Genomic DNA, 25,105 nt, shown 5'->3' on the forward strand with positions numbered 1-25,105 from the left:
CGAGGTCTATGGATTAAAAAGTGCTCTATTGTTGGGATTAATCGACTTTTTTAAGTGTTACATAAAAGTTTAAATCTATTTTTAATTCCTGAAGAGTGTCTTTGTTTTCTACTTTTATTGACTGCCAGAATGTCGAAGGATATATAAAATTCTCTCCTGTCCAATTAGTTTTAATTGGCATAGAAAAATTTTCAATACAGTCAATATAACGATAGCTCAATTCTTCATTTTTGTATTTGAATTCTAAAATAGGAACTTTATTTGTCCTTAAGTATTGATCAAACAAAAAGGTAAAGCTAATTCCTGATTTTGAATTTAAATATGATTCGATTTCATTACTTGTAACCGTTTTATTATGAAAATCATGAGTGAGATCACGAATTATTTTTCGAAATTTTGAATCATCATTTATTATGTTTTTAATCATGTGCATAACGGCCCAGCCCTTAATATAATTATCATTGCTGCCATCTTCATTTATGCCATATCGGCCAATAATGGGTTTATCATTTTCGATTGTTCTAAATCTTCCGTTCATGAATTCGTTTCCAGCTTGTTTTCCACATATATCTGCTATAACAAGTTCTTCGGCTAAACCAGCGAATCCTTCTTGAATCCATCGATCGGCAATGTCACTTGCAGTAACAGTATTGCCAAACCATTCGTGCGCTATTTCGTGAACAATTATTTTATCTGTTTTTTTGCCCCAGCCAGTATTCGAAATATCGCCTCCTTTTTTATTTGTGCCTTTTTTGTATGAACTGCCATAAGCAATGGCGCTTTGATGTTCCATTCCTATATATGGGGCATCAACCATCTTAAAACTATCTTCATAAAAAGGATAAGGTCCATACCAATGCTCTAAAGATTTTACTGCTAGTTTAACTTCCGGAATCATATGATTTAGTGCTTTTTCCTTATTGTAGTCAAGTACCCAAAAATCCATGCTCAAATTTCCTTTTTCGCCTTGAAATGTATCAGAGATATTGATATAATTGCCTATATAAAATGTAATTCCGTAATGATTTATAGGATTCTTAACTTCCCATGTAAAAGTCGAAGTAGTATCTGTATTTGTAATTTTTGATGTCAAACGGCCATTTGAAACAGCTATTAGATTTTTAGGAGCAATAATATTTATTCTTGCACCTTTATCTGGTTCATCATAGAGAGCATTTTTACAAGGAAACCACAAACTTGCACCCTTATATTGGCAAGCCACAGAAATCCACGGACGGTTTAAAGAGTCTTTTGCCCAAACCAAACCACCATCCCAAGGCGGTTTAATGGACTCTGTTGGTTTTCCAGAATAATAAATAGTTAGTTTGTTTTTCTTTGAAAGTAGCTTTTTAGGCAGTTTTATATACCAGATGTTTTCATTTTGAGTATAATCGATCTTTTTTCCTTTCTGAAAAGCACTGTCAATTTTTAAAGGAACAACAAGATCAATCTGCATTAAATCAGAATGTTTTTTGTTAACGACAGTATATTCAATTGTATTTTTTCCTGATATCGTTTTGTTATTGTAATCAGGTTTTATAGTAAGATCATAATGCTGAATGTCCCACCAGATTCTTTCAGGAGTTATCGAACCATTTAAAGTGTCTTGTTTTGTTGGTATATGCAATGCTATGTTTTCTTGCGCATATACCATACAAAACATTAAATTTATAATAAGTATGAAGAATACTTTCACAAATGAATATTGCTGCATAACACGGTTTCTAAGATTGAAATACCGCGTAATTTACATCTATTTATCGAATCTCTCCAACAAACTCAGCAATTTTCCCACTTCCGTTTTCTGCTAAGTGTTTAATAAAAGCACTTCCGATAATTGCACCTTTTGCATATTTAGTTGCCTGATTGAAAGTTTCTTTATTCGAAATTCCGAAACCAACAATTTGAGGGTTTTTCAAATTCATGTCCGCAATTCTTTCGAAATAAGTTTCCTGAGTATTTCCAAAACCAGATTGAGATCCTGTAACACTTGCTGAACTTACCATATAGATAAATCCGTTTGAAACGCTGTCAATAAAACGAATACGTTCGTCTGAAGTTTGTGGTGTAATTAAAAACACATTAATTAAACCATATTTTTCGAAAATCGCTTTGTACTCATCTGCATAAACATCAACTGGAAGGTCAGGAATAATTAAACCGTCAATTCCAATTTCGGCACATTTTGCACAAAAAGCTTCAACGCCGTATTGCAACATCGGATTAAAATATCCCATAATAATCAACGGAATTTTTACGCTTTCGCGGATGTTTTTCAGCTGATCGAAAAGGATTTGAGTTGTCATTCCGTTATGAAGCGCCTGTGTAGAACTCGCCTGAATGGTTGGCCCGTCTGCCAAAGGATCACTGAAAGGAAGTCCGATTTCGATTAAATCTACTCCGTTTTTCTCTAAATCCTGAATAATCTGCACAGTATCATTTAAGTTAGGATATCCTGCAGAAAAGTAAATCGAAAGGATTTTTTTATCTTCTTGTAATTTTTGAGTTATTCTGTTCATTTTTATATGTTTTTCTACTGCAAGGTTTTTAAAACCTTGTAGGCATGTTATTTGTATTGCCACAGATTAAAGGATTTTAAATGATTTCTAAATTAAAGGTTGTTTCTCTTTAATAATTAATCTGTGAAAATCCTTTAATCTGCGGCATACTTTATTTAAAATTTTATGATTTGGCTTTCCCAATCATCACCTTTTTTTTCAACCAATAATAATCCAGAGTCAGAATCATTCATTTGCGCAATTAATTCGCCTTTATTATTCCAAAAAGCGCTTTGTCCAGCAGAAGGCGATCCCCAAGATTCTCCGCTAAAATTCGACATTAAAACATTCATTTTATGTTTTTCAGCATAATTTTGTAAATCTCTATAAGCATTTGGAATCCCGTTTGGCGAAAAGAAAATGCTTGCTACATAAATATCGGTATCATTTTTGGACGCATTTTCAGGATGTAAAGGATTGTCAATATCAGCGCAAATTGCAAAAGAAATGTTTTGATCTTCTATAGTTAACATCGGATTAAAATCGAATGTCGAATCGAAGAATTCATCTTCGCCTTCATGTAAAAACTGTTTGGTATAAATTGAAACCGAATCGTCTGGAGCTATAATAAATTCGCCAATATATAATTTCGAATCTATCTTAATTGGTGCTCCAGCTATAATAACAATGTTATTTCTAACCGATAATTCTTTTAAATGATCAATTCTATAATCGTCTTCTGTAAAGATCAATGCTTCTGCATTTTCTCTTTCGTAGCCTGTAATTGATAATTCTGGAAACGCAATTAAATTAGCGCCGTTTTCGGCAGCCAATTCAATAAGCTGATAATGATTCAGTAAATTAGCAGATATATCTCCTCGTTTTGGTTTTGTTTGCGCTGCCGCTAAAATCATTTTTAATTATTTATTTTCAGTATATACCCAAGCCGTTCTTCCTGATTGAAGTTTGACTTGCACTCTTTTGTATGAATTAGACTCGAATTGATCAACTTTTAACAATTCTGGATTAGAAACTTCAAAAGCAACACCATGTATAATGTCCTCCAAATTTTCACTTGGCACAGCCACAACATAATCTGCCATTCCAAATTCTTCTTCAATTTGTAAACTTTTAAGTTTGAAACCCAGTATTTGATCTGGACTTCCACTTAAAACTTTATTAAAAATCTGCATCTGAGTTTGTTTCGATCTTAATGTTCCGTATGAGAATAATAGTTCCATAATTATGATTTTCTCTTTATTTGTTAGCGTACAGTCTCCTGATAAGTATCGGGATTTGAACGCCCAAATTACAATTTTTATTACAATTTAAAGTAATCTATATAATTATCTAAATCTTTGTCTCCACGCCCAGAAAGACTAATTACAACAACATCTGTAGGTTTAAATTTCTTTTGATCTAAGACTGCAAAAGCGTGTGCACTTTCGATCGCAGGAATAATTCCTTCTAATTTTGTCAATTGAAGCCCAGCATTCATTGCATCATCATCAGTTACAGAGAAAAACTCACCTCTTCCTGTTTGCGCCAAATGTGCATGTAAAGGTCCAACTCCTGGATAATCTAATCCTGCAGAAATCGAATATGGTTCTGTAATTTGTCCGTCTGGAGTTTGCATTAAAAGCGTTTTACAGCCGTGAATAACCCCCACTTTTCCTAATTTGCTTGTTGCTGCGCTATGACCGCTATCAACTCCTTTTCCAGCTGCTTCAACTGCAATGATTCCAACTTCCGGTTCGTGTAAAAAGTGGTAATAAGTTCCTGCAGCATTACTTCCTCCACCAATACAAGCCACTACATAATCAGGATTTTCGCGTCCTTCTTTTTCTTTTAATTGCCATTTAATTTCTTCCGAAATGATACTCTGAAAACGTGTCACCATGTCTGGATAAGGATGCGGTCCAATTGCCGATCCAATAATATAATGTGTATCAACAGGATTATTGATCCAGTCACGGATTGCTTCGTTTGTAGCATCTTTTAAAGTTCTAGAGCCTGAAAGCGCTGGACGAACTTCTGCGCCTAACATTTTCATACGCGCTACGTTTGGAGCCTGACGCGCAATGTCGATTTCTCCCATGTAAACTATACATTCAATTCCCATCAAAGCACAAACTGTTGCTGTTGCTACACCATGTTGGCCAGCTCCAGTTTCGGCAATAATTCTTTTTTTGCCTAGACGTTTTGCAAGTAAAATTTGTCCGATAGTATTGTTTACTTTGTGCGCTCCGGTATGGTTTAAGTCTTCTCTTTTTAGATAAACTTTGGTGTTGTATTTCTCAGACAAACGTTTTGCAAAATATAACGGACTTGGGCGTCCAACGTAATCTTTAAGCAATTGATTGAACTCAGCTTTAAAATCTGGTTCATCCATTATGCTTAAATACTTCTGACGTAGTTCTTCTACATTTGGATATAACATTTCAGGGATGTAAGCTCCTCCAAATTCTCCGTAATATCCTTTTTCGTTAACGTTAAAACTCATTTTATTTAAATTTTAAAAGTTGGCAACATCAAATTTGCGTTTGAAATTGCTAAATAGATTTTTATTTTTCAGCCCTGGTTCGATTTCAAATTTACTGTTTACATCGACAGCGTAAATAGGTAATTTGGTTTTTGAAATTTCTTCAATGGCTTTTAATTCATTCATTCCGATGCCACCGCTCAAAAAGAAAGGCTTTTTCGAATTGTATTTTTTTAATATGCTCCAGTCGAAAGTTGTTCCATTTCCGCCTGGAAGTTTTCCTTTTGTGTCAAACAGAAAATAATCGCAGACATTCTCAAAAGGCTTTATAATCTCAAAATCAAAATTTTCATCGGCCGAAAATACTTTGATAATTTCAATTTTCTTTGGAAGTTTTTCCTTTAAAGCTGAACAAAATTCAACTGATTCTTCTCCGTGTAATTGAACTGCTTGCAAATTGTATTTTTCAACTTTTTCCAGAATTTCTTCCTGACTTTGGTTGACAAAAACACCTACTTTTTTGATTGTTTTGATCAACTCGGGAACATTCCCGCTGCAATATCTAGCAGATTTTTCCCAGAAAATAAATCCCATATAATCGGGTAGGAGCGCGCCTACTTCGAGGATATTTTCTGGATATTTCATGCCGCATATTTTGAGTTTCATTTCGTTGTGTTTTTTTAACGCAAAGTGCGCTAAGTTTTTTCTTTTGTATTGTGTTTAAAATGCGAAAAAGTTCGCAAAGCTTTGCGCTTATATTGTTGCCGCGAATTTCACGGATTAGCACGAATTTAATTAGTGGAAATTTGTGTAATTTGTGGCAAACCAAAATTATATCTTACTAATAAATTCCGTCGCTGCTAATCCAGCGTTATCGGTTTTCATGAAGTTTTCTCCAATTAGGAAACCTTTGTAACCGTATGGTTTAAGTTCTTGAATGGCTTCAATTGATGAAATGCCGCTTTCGGATATTTTTACAAAATCATTTGGAATTTGAAAAGCCAATTCTTTACTGAAATCTAAGCTTACTTCAAACGTTTTTAGGTTTCTATTGTTTACGCCAATCATATCTAAAGTTGGCATAATTGATTTTTCTAATTCTTCTTGATTGTGAACTTCTAAAAGAACTTCTAAATCTAAACTTTTTGCAAATTCAGATAAAGATTTAATTTCTTCACGCGTTAAAACGGCAGCGATTAATAAAATTAAATCGGCTCCGTGAGCTTTTGCTTCTAGAATTTGATATTCGTCTACAATAAATTCTTTTCGCAAAAGCGGAATATTGACTGAAGCTCGAGCTAAAAGCAAATCGTCTAAAGAACCACCGAAATATTTTCCGTCGGTTAAAACGGAGATTCCGCAAGCGCCAGCAGTTTCATAACCTTTAACTACTTCTTCAACTGTAAAATTATTGTTGATGATTGATTTTGAAGGAGAACGGCGTTTGTGTTCTGCAATAATTCCAGAATTACTTTCTTTTAATTTCTGACTAAGAGAAATCGTCTGTTTTCCAAAAAATACTGAAGCTTCCAATTGTGAAACTGGAATAATCGATTTCTTCAAAATCACTTCTCTTTTTTTGTCTATTATTATTTTATCTAAAATATTCATTGTTGTTGTTTTGCCACGAAGTCACAAAGGCGCAAATTTAATTAGTGCTAATTCGTGAAATTTGTGTTTGTTTTTTATTTACTTAATTCTTGTAATTTCTGTAAAGCTGTTAATCCTTTTCCAGACAATAGGCTTTCTTTTGCTAATTCAAATCCTTCTTTTGGAGAGCATTTTGTAACGGTTGAAATTGCCATTGCAGCATTGGCACAAACTACATTATTTTGAGCTTCGTTTCCTTTTCCAGAAATGATATTCGTGAAAATTGCAGCAGATTCTTCAATTGTTTTTCCGCCTTCAATTTCTGTTTGCGATAAAAGACGAACGCCAAAATCTTCTGGATTCAGCATTCCTTCCATGTGGTTAGAAATTGTTTTTGTTGGGCCAGTCAGTGAAATTTCATCATATCCGTCAAGCGAATGTAAGATCGTGAAATTGGTATTGGTATTTTGATATAAATACGCATACATTCTCGCCAATTCTAAGTTGAAAACTCCAACCAATTGATTCTGTGGAAATGCTGGATTTACCATTGGACCTAACATATTAAAGAAGGTTTTTACTGCCAATTCTTTTCTAATTGGTCCCACATTTTTCATTGCTGGGTGAAATAGGGGAGCATGCAATACACAGATGCCAGCCTGATCAATACATTTTTCTAAAAATGATGGATCGTTGCTGAATTTAATTCCCATTTTTTCCATTACGTTGCTTGATCCAGAAATAGATGAAACTCCGTAATTTCCATGTTTTGCTACTTTTATTCCTGCTCCTGCAGATACAAAAGAGGCTAAAGTTGAAATATTGAAAGTGTCTTTTCCGTCACCGCCCGTTCCGCATAAATCGATGGTGTTGTAAGCTGATAAATCGACACGAATGCATAAATCCAATAAAGCTTCGCGAAAGCCCGAAAGTTCGTCAATAGTAATGCTGCGCATCATAAAAACAGTCAAAAATGCCGAAATCTGACTTGGATTGTATTGACCGCTTGAAATATTAATCAATACCTGTTTTGCTTCTTCTTTAGAAAGCACTTCGTGGTTGATTAATTTGTTTAATATAGTTTTCATTTTTTCTTTTAAGTTGCTAAGGTTCTGAGATGCTAAGATTCTAAGTTTTTTACTGAGACTGTAAACTGAGACTGTAAACTGAGACTGTAAACTGAGACTGTAAACTGAGACTGAATACTGTACACTAACTCTTAATCCAATTCTCTAAAATCCTTTTTCCGTTTGGTGTTAAAACGCTTTCTGGGTGAAATTGAACGCCTCTTACATCATAGTTTTTGTGACGTAAAGACATAATTTGTCCGTTTTCATCTACCGAAGTTGCTTCTAAATCTTCAGGTAAATTATTGTCAACTACCCACGAATGGTATCTTCCAACTTCGAACTCGTTTCCTAAACCTTCAAATAAAATTTCGTCGTCTACTAAAGTTTTTACATTTGTTGCAACGCCGTGATATACTTTGTCAAGGTTGGAAAGTGTTCCTCCAAAAACTTCTCCGATTGCCTGTTGTCCTAAACAAACGCCAAGAATACTTTTTGTTGGACTGTATTTTTCGATTACTGCTTTTAGCAAACCAGCTTCATCTGGAATTCCAGGTCCTGGAGAAAGTAATATTTTCTCGAAACCAGCAATTTCATCAATATCAAATTCGTCGTTTCTGTAAACAGTAACTTCGCAGTTTAAATCTTCTAAATAGTGTACTAAATTGTAAGTGAAACTATCGTAATTGTCTATAACTAAAATCTTTTTCATTTTTTTTTTAAGTTGCTAAGTTGCTAAGGTTCTGAGATGCTAAGTTTTTTACTAAAAACGGAGACTGAGACTGGCAACTAATTTTTTTATTATTTTTCTCGAACGTATTTTTCTACTATAACACGATCTACTCCTAATTTTTCTACTTTTTCTACTCCTTTTTGAATTAAGGTGTCGTTTTGAACTTTCACTACAAATTCAAATTTGTTGTTTTCCCAATCACGGTTGTTGAAGAACTCCAGATTTTCGGTGTAAATACTATCTTTTAAAGTATATTTTCCGCCTCCGCCAAAGAACAATGCTGCTGTTGTATCTTTTCCGTGTTTCAAATCATGATTAAAAAAGGCAAAATGTGTATCGTTAATAATTTTAATCATTTTTGTTTTTGAATTGAAAGTCGAAAAAGTGGAATCTTTCTCTGTCGTTTCAGCTGATATAAGACGCCAGGTTCCTTCAATCGGATTTTGCTTTTTTTCAGAATTGCAAGAACTAAGGGTAATGATTAAAACTAAAATTGATACTGCTTTTTTCATAGTTTGTGGTTTTTATAGTTTGTGGTTTTTATAGTTTGTTTAATTGTTTCAGGTTTCAGGTTTCACGTTCCAATAACTTGAAACATGAAACTAAAAAAACTTGAAACTAAATCTGCTCTGCCATTTCTAGCGCTGTATTCAAGGCTCTCAACTTATTGTAAACTTCTTGCATTTCACTTTCTTCGTCAGAACTTGCTACAATTCCAGCTCCTGCTTGACAATATAATTGGTGATTTTTAGAAAGGAAAGTTCGAATCATAATCGCATGATTAAAGTTCCCGTCAAAATCCATAACTCCGATTGCGCCTCCATAGAAGTTACGATTTGTCTTTTCGCAATCTTCAATTAATTGCATAGCTCTGTGTTTTGGTGCTCCGCTTAAAGTTCCTGCTGGAAAAGTATCTGCTACGACTTGCATTGTAGTTGCTTTATCGTGCAAATGTCCTGTAACTTTAGAAACTAAGTGAATTACGTGAGAGAAAAACTGAACTTCTCTGTATTTTTCTACATTTACATCATGTCCGTTTCTGCTTAAATCGTTTCTAGCTAAATCTACCAGCATAACGTGTTCACTGTTTTCTTTTTTATCTTCAGAAAGTTCTTTAGCTAAAAGTGCATCACGCTCATCATTTCCAGTTCTTTTGAAAGTTCCCGCAATTGGATGAATTTCGGCTTTTCTATCTTTTACGATAATTTGTGCTTCTGGTGAAGAACCGAATATTTTGAAATCTCCGTAATCAAAAAAGAATAAATAAGGAGAAGGGTTAATGCTTCTTAAAGCTCGGTAAACATTGAATTCATCTCCTTTGAAACCTTGAGTAAATCGTCGAGAAAGAACCAATTGAAAAACATCTCCGCGGTAGCAATGTTTTTTAGCTAAAGCCACATTTGCTTTAAATTCTTCATCAGTCAAGTTAGAGAAACCTTCACCTTCTTTAGAAAATTTATAAGAAGCAATATTTCTTGATTGCAATAATTGCTCGATTTCTGCAATGTTATTTTTTCCGTCTAAACTGTGGCAGAAAATATAAGCTTCATTTTTAAAGTGGTTAATTGCAATAATGTTTTGATAAACAGCATAAAAAACATCTGGAATTGAAGTTGCATTGTCTTTTTTAGCAATAGATACTTTCTCGAAGTAACGAACAGCGTCATAAGAAATGTATCCAAATAAACCGTTGTTGATGAATTTAAAATCGTTTTTTTCTGATTTGAATTGGCTTGAAAATTCCTGAATTACCTGAGGAATATTTGTTGAAGCATCGATCACAGTTTTCTCAGAAGTTCCGTCAGGAAAAGTTTTTGAGATTGTCTCATTTTCGATTTTAATAGTAGCGATAGGATTGCAGCAGATGTAAGAGAAACTGTTGTCATTTCCATGATAATCACTACTTTCTAGTAATAAACTATTTGGGAATTTATCTCTGATTTTAAAATAAATACTTACCGGCGTTACTGTATCTGCCAGAATTTGTTTGTAATGTGTATTAAGAATAAAAGGTTTCAAAATATATAGTTTTATGTTGTTCGTTAATTTGTTTTCAATTGGATCAAAAAAAAAAGGGCTTGTCGTGATGACAAGCCCTTTATATATTTATATTTTTTACAATACCATAGGAAGCTTTGTTCACGACGTCTGACGTAAATTGCTCCACCACCAAGTATTGTTTAAAATTGTTCTCATTTCTTTATTTTGATGTGACAAAGATATAAATGTAATTTTAATTAGAGTACATAAAATTTCAAAAAAATCTTTTCGAATTTCTGAAATTTGTTAAATTTTAATCACAAGCCTTTCTATAACTCCTTAATTTCCACTTGCTATGGTATTATTTACATTTAATCTGAAATCTGGATTTCCTTTAATATTTGGAAGTGCAAACAGCTCACTAAGTTTCAATTTTGTATATTCTATTCCGTAAGCAGGGTTTCCATAATAGTTTTTTATGCCAGGAATATTGCTTCCAGATTCGCTTTCAATTTCACCTTGACAATTGTTTGCTACAATATTTTTAAAAGTGATTTTTGATAAATTTGCTTCACCATTTCCGATATTTCCTTCCAACAAAATAAATGGTGCAAATCCAGAAACCACACTATTGGTTAGGTTGAAAAAGGTGTTTTCTTTAATGTAAGCAGATTCTCTCACCAAGCCTTGATTGTTTTCCTCTAAATTAACCAAAGTAATGTTGTTTGCATTTATTTTAGTCATTTTTTTAGTCATGTCTGTATTCGCAACTTTCTCGTAAGAATCAACCTCAAAACATCTTGAACCCGAAATATCTGAAGAAAACGGATGGCGAATTGCAATACTATTGCTAATATTAATTTGAGCTCCTTGTGTAAAATCAAAATCATCATCTGTTGTTCTGAATGAAACCAAGTTGCTTAAATTCAAATCTCCGCCATAACACTCGAAAGAATCATCATTTGAAAAACTAATTTGAACGTGGCTCACAGTTGTTTTTCTTCCAACACCAGCAAGAGAAAGACCGTTTAACTCTTTTGAAGCGCTTAATTTTCTTCCGGCATATTCGATTCTCACATATTTTAAAGTTCCTGAATTGTCTTCTGGATCTTGCCCTCCATAATGATTTAAGGTTGGATCTAAATCGAAAGGCAAAGTATGAATACCTCCTAATGAGTTTATTGGTGCTTTTCCTAAAACTATAATTCCGCCCCAATCTCCTGGTTTTCTATTGTTTATTTCATTTTCTGATGTAAAGATAATTGGATCAGTTTCTAATCCTTCAGCCATAATTTTAGCTCCATTGGTAATAACAAGCGTTCCGCATGTTTTATCGTCACCACGTATAACAGTTCCTGGCTCGATAGTTAACGTTGCATTGTTTGTAACATACACAACACCAACCAAATGATAAATATTACGTTTTACTAAGCGTGTATCTTTATCAATTGTTCCGGCAATTATATTGGTTGCTTCGCCATAGTCATTTGCAGCTGGTCTAAAGCTCGTCCAGTTGGTCATCCAGTTTGAAGTACCAGTGATTCCTTTTGGCTGTTGTTGAGCTTGTGCGAAAAAGCTGATAATGAAGAATATGCATGCAATATGTAGTTTTGTTTTCATAACTATGATTTTAATTTCTAGTTTTTGATTTTTTTTAATTGTCCCAAAAATAGAAGCCGTATGTTAATCAAAGTCCTGATACTTATTACGAAAGAGTTACTTTATTATTAAGAATGTTAAGTTTTTGAAAAGTTTAAAAAAAATAAACCCCGACAGTTTAAAACTGTCGGGGTTTACTGTATTTCTGAATTAGTAAGGTCTAAATATTAGAATTTTAAAGCTACTGTCAATTCAAATTCGTCGTTGATAGTTTTGTCTCCTAAACCGTCGAAGAAGCTACCTGAACCGTATTTAATATCGTATTTAGTTCTGTCAACTTTGAAAGCAGTTGTAGCAGTGTTTCCTTTAACAGTGATATCAAAAGTTACTGGTTTAGTAATTCCTTTGATAGTTAAATCTGCAGTTACAGTATAAACGTCAGTAGATTTTGCACCGATAGTTTTGAAAACTAATTTTGAAGTTGGGAATTTGTCAGTTCCGAAGAAATCGTCAGCTTTTAAGTGACCGTTTAATTTTCCTTGGTATTCTCCAGTTAAATCTGTAGAAGTTAATGAAGTCATATCAACTGTAAAGTTACCACCAGCTAATTTTTTTCCTTTGAAAACTAAAGAACCTTCTTTAAAGTTTACAGTTCCAGAGTGCTCTCCAGTTACTTTTTTACCTACCCATTTAATAGTAGATGCTTTTACATCGATTTTTTTAGTTTGAGCGTTTACTGAGATTCCAGCTGCTGCTACGAATAATGCTATTGCAATAGTTTTTAAATTTTTCATGTTTTTAAAATTAAAATTTGAATTTGATTAATAAATAATTATAGAGTGATAAATAATTCTTCGTGAGATTTTCTAACTTTTTTGTGGTGTTGAGATTTGTCGTCATCATGTCTGTAACCTACAGTTGCAATTACTGAAGCGTTTAGACCTAATTTATCGAAACCTAAGATTTCATTGAATTGAGCCGCATTGAAACCTTCCATAGGAGTAGCATCAATTTTTAAGTCAGCAGCAGCGTTTAATAAGTTCCCCAAAGCTAAATAGGTTTGTTTTGCAGTCCAGATGTGTTTTGCATCTTCAGATAAATTTGAAATTACATTTTTCATCATATCGCTGAAACCTCCTAAAGCTTCTGTAGGAACACCTCTTACTTCACTGATGTTGCTTATGTATTTGTCAACAGAACCTGCATCAAGGCTTAAATCATTTGCAAAAATGAATAGGTGAGAAGCATCAGTAATTTGAGTTTGCCCCCAAGCTGCGCCTTTTAATTTTTCTCTCAATTCTGGATTTTCAACAATAACTACTTTGTAAGGTTGTAATCCGTATGAAGAAGCACTTAATCTAACCGCTTCTTTTAATGTATTTAAATCAGCTTCTGATATCTTTTTTGAAGCATCATATTGTTTAACTGCGTACCTCCAATTTTGATTTTCTAAGAAATTGCTCATATTTTTATTACTTTATTTGTTGGTTCTATATTTTTCTAATAGTTGATTTAGGAAAACCAATTCTTCTGGTTTTAAATTATTTGCAAATGTTTGCTCATGCTCGTCTACTTTTGGATCTAGTTCTTTCAATACATCTAATCCTTTTTGTGTAATCGAAACTTCAATTTTTCTTCGATTATCAGGACAGACATTTCGCGTTACAAAATCCTTTAATAATAGTTTATCTACCAAACGTGTTGTGTTGCTCGTTTTAGCAAGCATTCTCTCTTGTATCACGCACATATTAGCAGGTTTTCCTTTTTGTCCTCTTAATATACGCAACACATTATACTGTTCTCCAGATAAATCATACGGTTTGATCAACTCGTTGAAATGATCCTGAATCACATTTTGCGTGTACATGATATTCAGAATAACTTTTTTCGCATTATCCATCTTAACCGTACTCTTAATAACCTCTTCAATTGTCATAGTCGTAAGTGTATAATTTGTATATACAAATGTATAACTTTTAATAGTTGTATATACAAATGTTGTGTTAATTTTTTGTTAACGCGAATAAATGAGCTTTTTGAAAGAACTAAAAGAATAGTTTTCGATATTAAAATTAAAGTAATTTTTTAATATAACGTATTGATATGTTGTATATTAATGATTTTTTAAAACTAAAAGAAAGTTTTGATTTTAAATATTAGTCAAATGACTGTTTGTAAGATATTTTAAAAGTGTAAAACCTTAAAAATCAACTAGATTTATGATTTATTGGAATTCTGAGAGCAGAAAACCTTTTGCAATTTGCTTGAAATTGGCAATTTCATTGTTTATCCAAGCATCATCATGTCCCAATTCTTTGGCAATTACTCTAGCTGTTTTCTCCGAAACTTCAATTGCAGCTCTAGCATCTAAGAATAATAAACGAACTCTTCTTGCCAGTATGTCATCAACAGTTCTTGCCATTTCATAACGAATTGCCCAAACGACTTCTGCCGTTGTAAATTCGTGATTAGGATGCAGTTTTTCTTTTAATGCTGGTTCGCTTTCTTGTAACTCGATTATTTTTGCAATATCAGTACCATATATATAGAGGTGATTTTCTCTATCAAGTGAAGAAGTAGGTTGACTTCCGTGAATAGAAAGATGTTCTGTTGTACAGGTTCTCTTTGGTAATTTGCCTGTTTTGATGGCTTTGTCAATTATATCTTCAGCAATTTTTCGATAGGTAGTCCATTTTCCTCCTGTAATGGTAATGAGACCAGTTTCAGAAACTATAATTTTATGGCTTCTAGAAACTTCTTTAGTGCTTTTACCTTCTTCTTTTGGAGCTGCCAAAGGGCGTAATCCTGCAAAAACAGCTAATACATCTTTTCTTTCTGGTTTTTTTGCAAGGAATCTCTGGGCTGTTTCAAGTACAAATTGAATTTCGCTTTCTAAAGCAATTGGTTCTAAACTTTGTTTTTTTATTAAAGTATCAGTCGTGCCAACTACAACATGATTATGCCACGGAACTGCAAATAAAACTCTTCCGTCTTTTGTTTTCGGAATCATTAAGGCGTGATCGCCAGGCAGAAATGATTTGTCAAAAACCAAATGAATTCCCTGGCTTGGGACAATGTATTTTTTATAAACGTTATCATTGAGCTTCATAATAGCATTTGTAAAAACTCCTGTAGCATTTATAATAGCAGAACCTTTTAAATCATATTTAATTCCGCTTTCCTGATCCTGAACCTGAACTCCAATTACTTGATTGTTATTGTCTTTTAATAAATTAACAACCTTAGTATAATTTAAAACACAAGCTCCGTTTTCTACTGCAGTTTGGGCAAGATTGACAGCAAGACGAGAATCGTCAAATTGTCCATCGTGATAAATTACGCCATTTACTAAACCATTTTCTTCTACATTAGGAAGCATTTCAATAGTTTTCTTTTTCGAAAGATATTTTGAACTGCCTAAACTTAGAGCGCCAGATAAAAGATCATAAATCTTTAATCCGATGGTGTAAAAGTAACCGCTTAACCAATGATAGTTTGGAATAACAAAAGATTGATTTTTTACCAAATGACTTGCATTTTGTGCTAGTAGTCCTCGTTCTTTTAATGCTTCTCTAACTAAATGTACATCTCCTTGCGCTAAATAACGTACTCCACCATGAACCAGTTTAGTGCTTCGGCTTGAAGTTCCTTTTGCAAAATCTACCGCTTCAAACAAAATGGTTTTATACCCGCGACTTGCCGCATCAATTGCAGTTCCTAGTCCGCTTGCACCTCCGCCAATAATTATTACGTCCCAATTTTCTGTATTTTGTAGTTTTAATAACTGCTCTGAGCGATTCATATTTTTTACGGGACTTTTTGTTTAAAGCAAACTTAACGAAATGAAATTAAAAATTGATGAAGAAAAAAGTTTCAGGTTTCAGGTTTCAAGTTTCAGGTTCTCGGTAGGCAACGTAAACGTGAAATAAAAACAAACCCGACAGATTCATAGAACATGTCGGGTTATCAATTTTATATATTGTTTATTTAGATCAATCGTTTTTCAAAAGCTTTTCTGGCAGATCCTCTTAAATAGACTTCGCCACAATAAGTATATTTTAGTTTATCTAAAATTTTAAGCATTGGAACATTGTCAAAATTAGTGTCAACTTTTATGCTGTAAATGTCGTTTTCAACAGATAAACTTTCAATCTTTTCAAATAGCTTTGTTGCAATTCCTTTTCCTTTTGCTAGTTTTGAAACTGCGACGCGGTGTACAACAGTATAATCGCCATCAGTTAGCCATTTGCCTTCAATATTGTTGTAAGCAGGTTCTTTATCAAAAATAATAGCCGCATAAGCCAGAATGGATTCGTCCTCTGTAAAAACATATCCATAACCATTTTCGATATCATTTTTAATAGAAAGTTCGTTCGGATAACCATCTTGCCACTGCGTGCTTCCGTCTAATCGTCTTTGTTCAATTGCATCTTGCAGTATTTCCCAAATTGCAGGTACTTCAGAAAGAACTGCTTTTCGTAATACTAACTGTTCTGTAGAATTCATTTTTTGGATTTACTTTATAAAAAATTAATGAGGCAATTTATCTTTAATCAAACCATAAACCCAAGTTCCAGCAATTGCACTTAATAAAGTAACTACAATTACAGTAGCGCCTGTACCAATTTGAGCAAAAAGCGGACCTGGACAAGCTCCAGTAATAGCCCATCCGAAACCAAATAATAAGCCACCGTAAATTTGTCCTTTATTAAAAGTTTTTGGTTGGATTTCGATTTTTTCGCCATCAAGAGTTTTGATATTGAATTTTTTAATCAATTGTACTGATATTAATCCAACTACGACAGCGCATCCAATTACGCCATACATATGAAATGACTCTAGATTGAACATCTCTTGAATACGAAACCAGCTGATGATTTCTGCTTTTACGAATACAATTCCGAAAAAGATACCAACTATTAAATACTTCAGATTTCCCAATGCAGTTTCTTTTTTCTGACTTGCGTTGATTCCTTCGCCGTCTATATTTTTATTTTCTAAATTCATTTTCTAAATTTTAAAGTGAAAGAATATATGGTAAAATCAAAAGTGCCATTACAAAACCACCAATCATAAAACAGATAGTAGCTACCAATGATGGCCATTGTAAGTTTGATAATCCCATAATAGCGTGTCCGCTTGTGCATCCGCCAGCGTAACGAGTTCCGAAGCCTACTAAAAATCCGCCAACGACAATCATAATAAATCCGCGAAGTGTTAATAAACTTTCCCAAGAAAATAATTGTGCAGGAACCAAACCACTATGATCTGTGATTCCGTAAATTGCTAATTTCTCTGATAATTCAGGAGCAATCTCCACAGGATTTGGATTCGATAAAAAATGAGCAGTGATAAAACCGCCTAGAAATATTCCTAAAACAAAGAATAAATTCCAGCTTTCTTTTTTCCAGTCGTATTTAAAAAATGAAATATTCGCGGGAATACAAGCCGCACAAATATGACGAAGAGAAGAACTAATCCCGAAAGATTTGTTTCCGATAATTAATAAAATTGGAACAGTTAATCCAATCAGCGGGCCTGCTACGTACCAAGGCCAAGGTTCTTTTATGATTTCTAGCATATTTTTTTAGGTTCTAAGGTACTAAGATTCTAAGGTTCTAAGTTTTTTTAGATTCTGAGTTGTTAAGTCCCAAAGGTCAAAAATCTTAGAACCTTAGAATCTTAGCAACTCAGAACCTTTAATTATTTTAATACTTTGCTTTGACAAACAAAATCTGATTTTGGAACATTGGTTTTAGAAATCGCTCCAAAACCACCTTCAACCTCAGAGAAATTTCTGAAACCTCGTGCTTGAAGGATAGAAGCAGCAATCATACTTCTGTAACCTCCTGCGCAATGCAGATAAAAATGCTCGTTTGGATCAATGTCTTTTACCCAGTCATTAATATAAGCCAAAGGTTTGCTATAAGCATCGTCAATATGTTCTGCTTCGTATTCTGTTTCTTTACGAATATCTATTACTTTATCTTCACCAAATTTAAACTCATTTGCAAACTGTTCTGCAGAGATTCTATTTACCGTATCAACTTCAAAACCTGCATTTTGCCAAGCTTCAAAACCGCCTTCTAAATGTCCGATAATCGTATCAAAACCTACACGGCTTAAACGAGTTACGGTTTCTTCTTCCATGCCAGCAGCAGTAACCAATATAATTGGCTGTTTTACATCGGCAATTAAAGTTCCAACCCACGGAGCAAAATCACCGTTGATTCCGATATTAATAGACTGCGGAATAAATCCTTTACTGAAATCAGCTGCGCTTCTTGTATCTAGAATCAAAGCACCAGTTTCTTCAGCTACGGCTTCAAAATCTTTTACGTTTATCGCTTTCATTCCGTTGTTTAAAACAGTTTCAAAACTTTCGTAACCACCTTTGTTCATCGCAACATTCATGCTGAAATAGGCAGGAGGAGGCAATAAACCGTCAGTTACTTCTTTTATAAATTCTTCTTCGGTCATATTAGCGCGCAAAGCATAATTGGTCGCTTTTTGATTCCCAATAGTCGAAACAGTTTCTTTGCTCATATTTTTTCCGCAAGCACTTCCCGCACCATGCGCAGGATAAACAATAACGTCATCAGCCAAAGTCATGATTTTGTCTCTTAACGAATGATATAAAATTCCAGCTAATTGATCTTGTGTCATTCCAGCCGCTTTTTGAGCTAAATCGGGACGTCCAACATCACCAATAAATAAGGTGTCTCCAGAGAAAATGGCGTGATCTTTTCCGTTTTCATCAATCAGTAAAAAAGTAGTGCTTTCCATAGTATGACCTGGAGTATGCAATACTTTAATAGTTATTTTTCCGATTTTAAATTCCTGTCCGTCTTTTGCAGAAATGCAGTCAAATTCGCAGGCAGCATTTGGTCCGTAAACAATTGGAGCTCCAGTTTCTTTGCTTAAATCAACGTGACCTGAAACGAAATCGGCGTGAAAATGCGTTTCGAAAATATATTTTAGTTTAACGCCATCACGCTCTAAACGATCCAGATAAGGCTGAATTTCTCTAAGCGGATCAATAATGGCCGCTTCGCCATTTGAAGTGATATAATATGCACCTTGAGCGAGGCATCCGGTGTAAATTTGTTCTATTTTCATGATAGGTATTGTAAAATGATGGGTTACAAAGGTAACTTTGTTTTTTAAAAAAATAGGTGACTAATGTTACAGAAATTAGGTTTTTGTGTAAAAAAATGTGCTGTTTGTCATATTCGATTGAGATAACTTAATTTTAAGTTGAGCAATTACGCTTTAAGCTTTAATTTTGCGTATGACGAATGTCATTTCAAAACAAAAAAGAAAATGAACACACAGGACTTAATAGATCAAATTGCTTTTATAAAAGAAATTGATAAAGTAAAATACATTCAGCGTAAGACAAAATTATTCAACAGCGACCGATGCGAAAATGATGCAGAACACAGCTGGCATTTGGCTTTAATGGCAATCGTTTTGGCAGAACATTCCAATGAACCTATTGATGTTTTGAAAGTGGTAAAAATGGTTTTGATACACGATATAGTCGAAATTGACGCAGGCGATGTTTTCATTTATGATACTGTAAAAAGTCATAACAATACAGATGAAGAACGTTTAGCGGCAAATAGAATTTTTGGATTACTGCCAGAAAAGCAAGCCAAAGAACTAATTGCAATCTGGGAAGAATTTGAAGCAGGAGAAACCAACGAAGCCAAATTTGCCAGATCTATGGACAGATTAGAGCCTTTGCTGCAAAACACATCAAACAACGGCGGAACTTGGAAGGAGTTTGGAGTGAAATATGATAAAGTCTATGAAAAGAAAAGCGTCATTAAAAATGGTTCAGCATCTTTATGGAATTATGCAGAAGGTTTGATTAATGAAAGTGTAGAAAAAGGGATTTTAGAGAAATAATTAAAAACAAATTCGTAATCAAAATCAAACATAGCCTGCGGTTTCAACCGCAGGAAACGTGTTGTGTTCCCGTGGTTGAAACCACGGGTTATGTTTTTATACGTAAATCTATACACAATATTGTCCTTTCGACGAAGGAGAAATCTTCGTAAGTAACTCCGTAACGAAAGTCAAATCTTTGTCGAGCTTCTTGTGAAGATTTCTCCTTCGTCGAAATGACAAACTATAACCAAATCAAAAAGAGTAGAAGTGTAATCAATACCTTTAAATTGTTGAAAAGTTTAACAAATATCAGACGATAAACTTTTTTTAAAGGGCGTTAATTCGGGTTCTAATGGTTAAATTTGTGGAACTTCATAAACAAATTACCATTATGGAAGAAATGCTCTTTTATGATCGAATGCAATTTGCCTTCACGATCACTTTTCATTATCTTTTTCCGCAACTTACGATGGGTCTTTCGTTGATCATTGTGTACTTCAAGTGGAAATATCTCAAAACTAAAGACGAACAATACAATCACGCCACCCATTTCTGGATGAAAATCTTCGCCCTCAATTTTGCAATGGGAGTTGTAACAGGAATTCCGATGGAGTTTCAGTTTGGAACCAATTGGGCAAAATTCTCCGAATTAACGGGCGGAATCATCGGCCAGACGTTGGCGATGGAAGGAATGTTCTCGTTCTTCTTAGAATCTTCTTTTCTTGGATTATTTTTGTTCGGAGAAAAACTTCTCGGACATAAATGGCATTTTGTAACGGGATTGCTAATCATGATTGGTTCGTGGGCGAGCGGTTACTTAATTATTGCTACACATTCTTGGATGCAGAATCCGGTTGGTTACGAAATATTAGAAAATGGAAAATTTGTATTGAATAATTTTCAAGCTTTATTTTTAAATCCTTGGCTTTGGCCTTCATATTTACACAATCAAGCCGCTTCTTTGGTAACGAGTTCTTTTGTTGTGGCTGGAATTGGAGCTTTCTATATTTTAAGTAAAAAGAATGTTGATTTCGGGAAATTGTTCTTGAAGACAGGAGTAATCTTCGGATTGATTTCGAGTGTTATTGTAGCTGTTCCAACAGGAGATTTATTGGCTAAAAATGTTGTGAAATACCAACCTGTAACTTTTGCCGCTATGGAAGGAATTTTTCACACCGAAAAGAAAGGTTCAGAAATTGTTTTAATCGGTCAGCCCGATGTAAAAGATAAAAAACTGGATAATAAAATCGCTGTTCCAAACATTCTAAGTTTCCTGACTTATGGAAACTGGGATCAGGAAATAAAAGGTTTAGATCAGTTTGAAGAAGATTTACACCCAACGAATATTTCTGGATTGTATTATGCGTATCATATTATGGTTGGACTGGGAACAGTTTTTATAGGATTGATGGTGCTTTCGCTTTTTCAATTAATTAGAGGAAAATTGTTTGAAACCAAATGGATTTTATGGTCTTTAATGTTCATGATGCCATTTCCGTACATTGCCAATACAACAGGTTGGTACACGGCAGAATTAGGAAGACAGCCTTGGTTGGTTTACAATTTACTGCGAACAGCAGCCGGAGCTTCACCAACGGTTTCATCAGGAAATACCTTGTTTACATTGCTTGGTTTTATCGGTTTGTACCTTTTACTGGGAATGCTGTTTTTACTTTTAGTTGGAAAAATTATCAATAAAGGTCCGCGTCATGTGGAACTTTCAACAGAAAAAATATAAGTATGGAATTTTTTTGGTACGTAGTTTTAATGGGAATTCTGGCCGTTTATCTGGTTTTAGACGGTTACGATTTTGGTGCAGGAATTATTCATTTATTTTTTGCTGATACAGAAAAAGATAAAAAAGCAATTACCAATGCCATTGGTCCGTTTTGGGACGCCAATGAAGTATGGTTGATTGCGGCGGGAGGTGTTCTCTTTTTTGCTTTTCCGACTTTATATGCATCATCTTTTAGCGGATTTTATCTGCCTCTGATTATGATTTTATGGCTTTTGATTTTTCGTGCCATAGGATTAGAAATGCGCGGACAAATTCACAATCATATGTGGGAAAGCATTTGGGATAAAGCTTTCGGAATCGCGAGTTTGCTTTTGGCTTTATTTTTCGGAATTGCTTTAGGAAACATCGTTCGCGGTGTAAATCTCGGAATGGTTCAAAATGGAGTTTCTACGCAAGAGGCGCATTTTTTCTTTTTGCCTTTATGGAATCCTACTTTTAGTCCGCAAGCAGATGAATTGGGAATTATTGACTGGTTTACACTTTTCTTAGGAATTGTGAGTGTTGTGGCATTAACGATTCATGGTGCAAACTGGATTATTTATAAAACGAATTCGGCGCTGAATCCGAAATTGAAAAATGTAATCTTTAGACTTAACTTTGTTCTGTTGATTTTAGTCTTTATTTCTTTGGGAATTTGGCATTTTATCGAACCGAGACCCTTTCATAATTTCGTTGAAAATCCAATTCTGTGGTTTTTTCCTTTAATGACTTTTGTTGGAATTGCGGGATTGTTTAAAGTTCGTTCCTTTAAAAAAGACGGTCACGGATTTATTTTTTCAACTTTATTCTTAGTTGGCGGATTTGCTTCGACAGCAGTTTCAATTTTTCCGAATGTTTTGCCTTCAACCAATAAAGTGAATCCGTCTTTAACGATTTATAACACGGCCGCTCACGAATACGGATTAAATGCTGGTTTGAGCTGGTTTTTTATTGCTTTGTTTCTGGTGATTATTTATTTTATTATTCAATATCGTGTTTTCAGCGGAAAGATGGATGATATTGGGTATGGAGAACATTGATTTTTTGTTTGCCACTAATTACACGAATTTTCACGAATTCTATATGAATTGCCTCCAGTTTTAACTGGAGGTTTTTTGTTTGAATTTGAATTGGGCTTTAGCCAAACTTTTTCGGTTTTGGCTAAAGCCTTTTTTATATATACATTTGTTTACCTTCAGCTGAAGCTGGAGGCAATTCATTAAAAATTTTAAAGACTAAAACGTCATTTTGCCTGAGTTTGCATTAGAGATAGGATCGGTATCTTCCGATTTAGAAAAACTACGGCTAAAAAGCCTTGTTTTTCTAAATCGGGACTAAATCGGATAGCCCGGCCGAAGAAAACGCCCAAATTATTGCCTTCTAAGAATAAATATAATTTAGCCGTTAAAAGTGTATGATAATTTTTACGAAAGATTTAATTACAACTGATAGTTATATTCTATAATGTTAATTGTAAGAAAAAAAAGTGGTTAATGCTTAATATTGCGTATCTAAGAGTTTTTCCCCCTAAAGATTTTTAGAAATTGATTTTTACTAGAAGCTTAAATCTATTTTTACCTACTAAATTATTATGCCTTTAACAATTTTTTCCGACAAGGTTAGATTTCGTTACAAATCTAAAAATTGGCAGTATCAGTTTGATGAAATTAAAGAACTTGGACTGCTTAAAAAAAAGAAAAAATATTTTCTTGAAAACGGTGCTTTTATAGCTGTTACCGCCGCAACGTATTATTGTATGTTATTTTCCAATTTAATGGATCTGTATTACATTATTCCTGCAATTTTGTGTTATGCACTTATTATTGCTGCGAGATTTAGCAATAAGGCGGAGTTCGTATATTTTGTTTTTGTGAAAGATATTTACAAAAATGAGATAAGAACTAAAATTGCATTAAAAGACCGCAAATTGGTTGGTAAGCAAATCGATGCTTATTTAGATCTTCAGTTTGAACGAAGTGTAAAGAGAACCGCTTAAAAAAATCAGAGATGTTTGTACTTGATATTTTCCATTATGATACTTTTTTCATAATGGTGGCTTTGATATATGGTTACCTCATTACCAAAAAGAAAAAATTAACGAAACGCTAGTTCGTAATTTATTATGAAGTAGTTTTTATGAATACCCAAAACATGTATGGTTATGCCGTTACGATTTAACGGGAGGCTGTTTTTAGCTATACATGACCCAAATCAGAAAAAGATATGGCCACAACAATAAAAAATAAAATTAGAAATATTAGAGAGTTAAAAAATTACACTCAAGAATACATGGCAGAAAGATTAGGTGTAACTCAGGCGGGTTACAGTAAAATTGAGAAAGGAAAAACATCTTTGAGTTATGAAAAATTGGTCGAGATAGGAAGAATCCTAGATGTGAGTGTAGAAGATATAATTAGTTTTGAATACGATAAATATTTTAGTAATTACGGAAAAATAACAGGTAATAATAATGGAAGTATCTTAATTAATGCAGATAACACTTCGGTATTAAAAGAGCTTTATGAAGATAAAATCCAATTATTAGAAAAATTGCTTAATAGAACTGAAATTGAGCTTGAACGCTATAAAGATAAATTTGGAGAACTTTGAATATTTTAGTTTCATCTTTGTCAAAGTTTAATGCTTTGACAAAGATTACTCTACAAGTGAAACTAAATAAAGTTTTGAAGATTGCTATTAGAAAAAAACTTCTTTAGCAATGATATAAAATCCCATTACAAGAACAAACCAGCCAAAGAGCGGTTTTAATTTTGCGCCATCAATTTTTTTAGAAAGTTGGCTTCCAACAAACATTCCGATTAAGGCCATTGCAGAAACGCTTAGTAAGAAAGTGTAATTTATAGCTGTTCCGATGTATAAATCGCCTGCAAAACCAAGTGAAGAATTAATAGTAATGATTAACAATGAGGTTCCAACCGCTTGCTTCATTGGTAAATTGGCGAAAAAAAGCAAGGCAGGAATAATTAAAAATCCGCCACCAGCGCCTAGAAATCCAGTTACGATTCCGACCAAAAAGCCAATCAAACTCAATTGCGAATAATTGGGTTCGGCTAATTTTATTTCTGGCTGATTTTTTTTAATCATCGAAATTGCTGCCGTAATCATTAGAATCGAAAAGATAATCATAATCAGAAAATCTTTTGAAACTGTATAAGAAGCAACAGAAAATAGCGTTGCCGCAATTTGCGGAAATATAACTTCGCGTATAATTAAAATTGAAACAATTGAAGGAATAGCAAAATACAAAGCTGATTTCAGCTTCAAATTTCCCATTTTATAATGGCTGTAACTTCCAAATAAAGACGTTAACCCAACAATGAATAGAGAATAAGAAGTCGCCTGATCGGGATTAACTTTAAATAAATAGACTAAAATTGGAATAGTCAAAATAGAACCGCCACCGCCAATTAAGCCAAGTGTGATTCCGATTATGATTGAGGCAAAAAAACCTAAATATTCCAT

At 33.8% G+C, this 25,105-nt stretch carries 26 protein-coding genes; 5 read left to right on the forward strand and 21 right to left on the reverse strand.

The annotated features are described in order from the left end of the window. Positions 1-37: 37 nt before the first annotated feature. The 20 genes from AC1Q5Z_RS16520 to AC1Q5Z_RS16615 form a co-directional block, all read right to left on the reverse strand. Complete coding sequence (locus AC1Q5Z_RS16520; protein ID WP_492445966.1) at positions 38-1,654, reverse strand: M1 family metallopeptidase; 1,617 nt, start codon at positions 1,652-1,654, stop codon at positions 38-40. 103 nt (positions 1,655-1,757) lie between these two features. After that, positions 1,758-2,519: a tryptophan synthase subunit alpha gene (gene trpA / locus AC1Q5Z_RS16525; RefSeq protein WP_492445968.1), complete on the reverse strand. Its 762-nt coding sequence runs from the start codon at positions 2,517-2,519 to the stop codon at positions 1,758-1,760. Positions 2,520-2,674: 155 nt separating this feature from the next. Further along, positions 2,675-3,412, reverse strand: coding sequence for a carbon-nitrogen hydrolase family protein (locus tag AC1Q5Z_RS16530; protein ID WP_343585293.1), 738 nt, complete (start codon positions 3,410-3,412; stop codon positions 2,675-2,677). 6 nt (positions 3,413-3,418) lie between these two features. Then, a complete protein-coding gene (locus AC1Q5Z_RS16535) occupies positions 3,419-3,739 on the reverse strand; it encodes a gamma-glutamylcyclotransferase family protein (protein ID WP_198856641.1) in 321 nt (106 codons plus the stop codon). Between the two features lie 80 nt (positions 3,740-3,819). Continuing rightward, positions 3,820-5,001: a tryptophan synthase subunit beta gene (gene trpB, locus AC1Q5Z_RS16540; RefSeq protein WP_132989783.1), complete on the reverse strand. Its 1,182-nt coding sequence runs from the start codon at positions 4,999-5,001 to the stop codon at positions 3,820-3,822. 12 nt (positions 5,002-5,013) lie between these two features. Continuing rightward, positions 5,014-5,646, reverse strand: coding sequence for a phosphoribosylanthranilate isomerase (locus tag AC1Q5Z_RS16545; RefSeq protein ID WP_343585297.1), 633 nt, complete (start codon positions 5,644-5,646; stop codon positions 5,014-5,016). 165 nt (positions 5,647-5,811) lie between these two features. Continuing rightward, the gene (gene trpC / locus AC1Q5Z_RS16550) at positions 5,812-6,591 is read right to left on the reverse strand and encodes an indole-3-glycerol phosphate synthase TrpC (protein WP_492445971.1); all 780 of its coding nucleotides are present in this window, start codon (positions 6,589-6,591) and stop codon (positions 5,812-5,814) included. A gap of 74 nt (positions 6,592-6,665) precedes the next feature. Then, positions 6,666-7,658: an anthranilate phosphoribosyltransferase gene (gene trpD, locus AC1Q5Z_RS16555; protein WP_492445973.1), complete on the reverse strand. Its 993-nt coding sequence runs from the start codon at positions 7,656-7,658 to the stop codon at positions 6,666-6,668. A 124-nt stretch (positions 7,659-7,782) separates the two neighbouring features. Further along, complete coding sequence (locus AC1Q5Z_RS16560; protein ID WP_111426569.1) at positions 7,783-8,349, reverse strand: anthranilate synthase component II; 567 nt, start codon at positions 8,347-8,349, stop codon at positions 7,783-7,785. Between the two features lie 89 nt (positions 8,350-8,438). Then, the gene (locus AC1Q5Z_RS16565; RefSeq protein WP_492445975.1) at positions 8,439-8,882 is read right to left on the reverse strand and encodes a hypothetical protein; all 444 of its coding nucleotides are present in this window, start codon (positions 8,880-8,882) and stop codon (positions 8,439-8,441) included. Positions 8,883-8,988: 106 nt separating this feature from the next. Further along, positions 8,989-10,389, reverse strand: a complete 1,401-nt coding sequence (locus AC1Q5Z_RS16570) for an anthranilate synthase component I family protein (RefSeq protein ID WP_492445977.1) — start codon at positions 10,387-10,389, stop codon at positions 8,989-8,991. Positions 10,390-10,689: 300 nt separating this feature from the next. Further along, positions 10,690-11,970: a beta-helix domain-containing protein gene (locus tag AC1Q5Z_RS16575; RefSeq protein WP_492445978.1), complete on the reverse strand. Its 1,281-nt coding sequence runs from the start codon at positions 11,968-11,970 to the stop codon at positions 10,690-10,692. 206 nt (positions 11,971-12,176) lie between these two features. Further along, complete coding sequence (locus tag AC1Q5Z_RS16580; protein ID WP_343585312.1) at positions 12,177-12,743, reverse strand: YceI family protein; 567 nt, start codon at positions 12,741-12,743, stop codon at positions 12,177-12,179. A gap of 38 nt (positions 12,744-12,781) precedes the next feature. Beyond that, complete coding sequence (locus AC1Q5Z_RS16585) at positions 12,782-13,414, reverse strand: NAD(P)H-dependent oxidoreductase (protein WP_492445980.1); 633 nt, start codon at positions 13,412-13,414, stop codon at positions 12,782-12,784. A gap of 12 nt (positions 13,415-13,426) precedes the next feature. After that, the gene (locus AC1Q5Z_RS16590) at positions 13,427-13,885 is read right to left on the reverse strand and encodes a MarR family winged helix-turn-helix transcriptional regulator (RefSeq protein WP_198856630.1); all 459 of its coding nucleotides are present in this window, start codon (positions 13,883-13,885) and stop codon (positions 13,427-13,429) included. A 288-nt stretch (positions 13,886-14,173) separates the two neighbouring features. Continuing rightward, positions 14,174-15,751 (reverse strand): glycerol-3-phosphate dehydrogenase/oxidase, encoded by a 1,578-nt coding sequence (locus AC1Q5Z_RS16595; RefSeq protein WP_492445982.1) that lies wholly within the window; start codon positions 15,749-15,751, stop codon positions 14,174-14,176. 185 nt (positions 15,752-15,936) lie between these two features. Continuing rightward, complete coding sequence (locus tag AC1Q5Z_RS16600; RefSeq protein WP_492445984.1) at positions 15,937-16,455, reverse strand: GNAT family N-acetyltransferase; 519 nt, start codon at positions 16,453-16,455, stop codon at positions 15,937-15,939. Positions 16,456-16,479: 24 nt separating this feature from the next. Next, a complete protein-coding gene (locus AC1Q5Z_RS16605; protein ID WP_343585325.1) occupies positions 16,480-16,956 on the reverse strand; it encodes a DUF6691 family protein in 477 nt (158 codons plus the stop codon). Between the two features lie 10 nt (positions 16,957-16,966). Next, positions 16,967-17,530 carry a YeeE/YedE family protein gene (locus tag AC1Q5Z_RS16610; RefSeq protein WP_492445986.1) on the reverse strand — a complete coding sequence of 188 codons (564 nt, stop codon included), beginning with the start codon at positions 17,528-17,530 and terminating at the stop codon, positions 16,967-16,969. 122 nt (positions 17,531-17,652) lie between these two features. Continuing rightward, a complete protein-coding gene (locus tag AC1Q5Z_RS16615; RefSeq protein WP_492445988.1) occupies positions 17,653-19,068 on the reverse strand; it encodes an MBL fold metallo-hydrolase in 1,416 nt (471 codons plus the stop codon). A gap of 204 nt (positions 19,069-19,272) precedes the next feature. Between AC1Q5Z_RS16615 and AC1Q5Z_RS16620 the strand changes: the two genes are divergently transcribed. From AC1Q5Z_RS16620 to AC1Q5Z_RS16640, 5 genes are all read left to right on the forward strand, one after another. Then, entirely contained in the window at positions 19,273-19,863 is a 591-nt protein-coding gene (locus AC1Q5Z_RS16620) for an HD domain-containing protein (protein ID WP_492445990.1), read from the forward strand. Positions 19,864-20,236: 373 nt separating this feature from the next. Beyond that, entirely contained in the window at positions 20,237-21,583 is a 1,347-nt protein-coding gene (locus AC1Q5Z_RS16625; protein ID WP_343585668.1) for a cytochrome ubiquinol oxidase subunit I, read from the forward strand. Positions 21,584-21,585: 2 nt separating this feature from the next. Beyond that, on the forward strand, positions 21,586-22,662 hold the full coding sequence (gene cydB / locus AC1Q5Z_RS16630; RefSeq protein ID WP_343585335.1) for a cytochrome d ubiquinol oxidase subunit II: 1,077 nt from the start codon (positions 21,586-21,588) through the stop codon (positions 22,660-22,662). A 551-nt stretch (positions 22,663-23,213) separates the two neighbouring features. Next, entirely contained in the window at positions 23,214-23,618 is a 405-nt protein-coding gene (locus tag AC1Q5Z_RS16635; RefSeq protein WP_198856621.1) for a hypothetical protein, read from the forward strand. 227 nt (positions 23,619-23,845) lie between these two features. Next, complete coding sequence (locus AC1Q5Z_RS16640) at positions 23,846-24,232, forward strand: helix-turn-helix transcriptional regulator (RefSeq protein ID WP_198856620.1); 387 nt, start codon at positions 23,846-23,848, stop codon at positions 24,230-24,232. A gap of 87 nt (positions 24,233-24,319) precedes the next feature. On the opposite strand, the gene AC1Q5Z_RS16645 is transcribed toward AC1Q5Z_RS16640, so the two are convergent. Beyond that, a complete protein-coding gene (locus tag AC1Q5Z_RS16645; RefSeq protein WP_343585339.1) occupies positions 24,320-25,105 on the reverse strand; it encodes a sulfite exporter TauE/SafE family protein in 786 nt (261 codons plus the stop codon).

The sequence above is a fragment of the Flavobacterium sp. GW823-FHT06G12 genome, assembly GCF_058794775.1.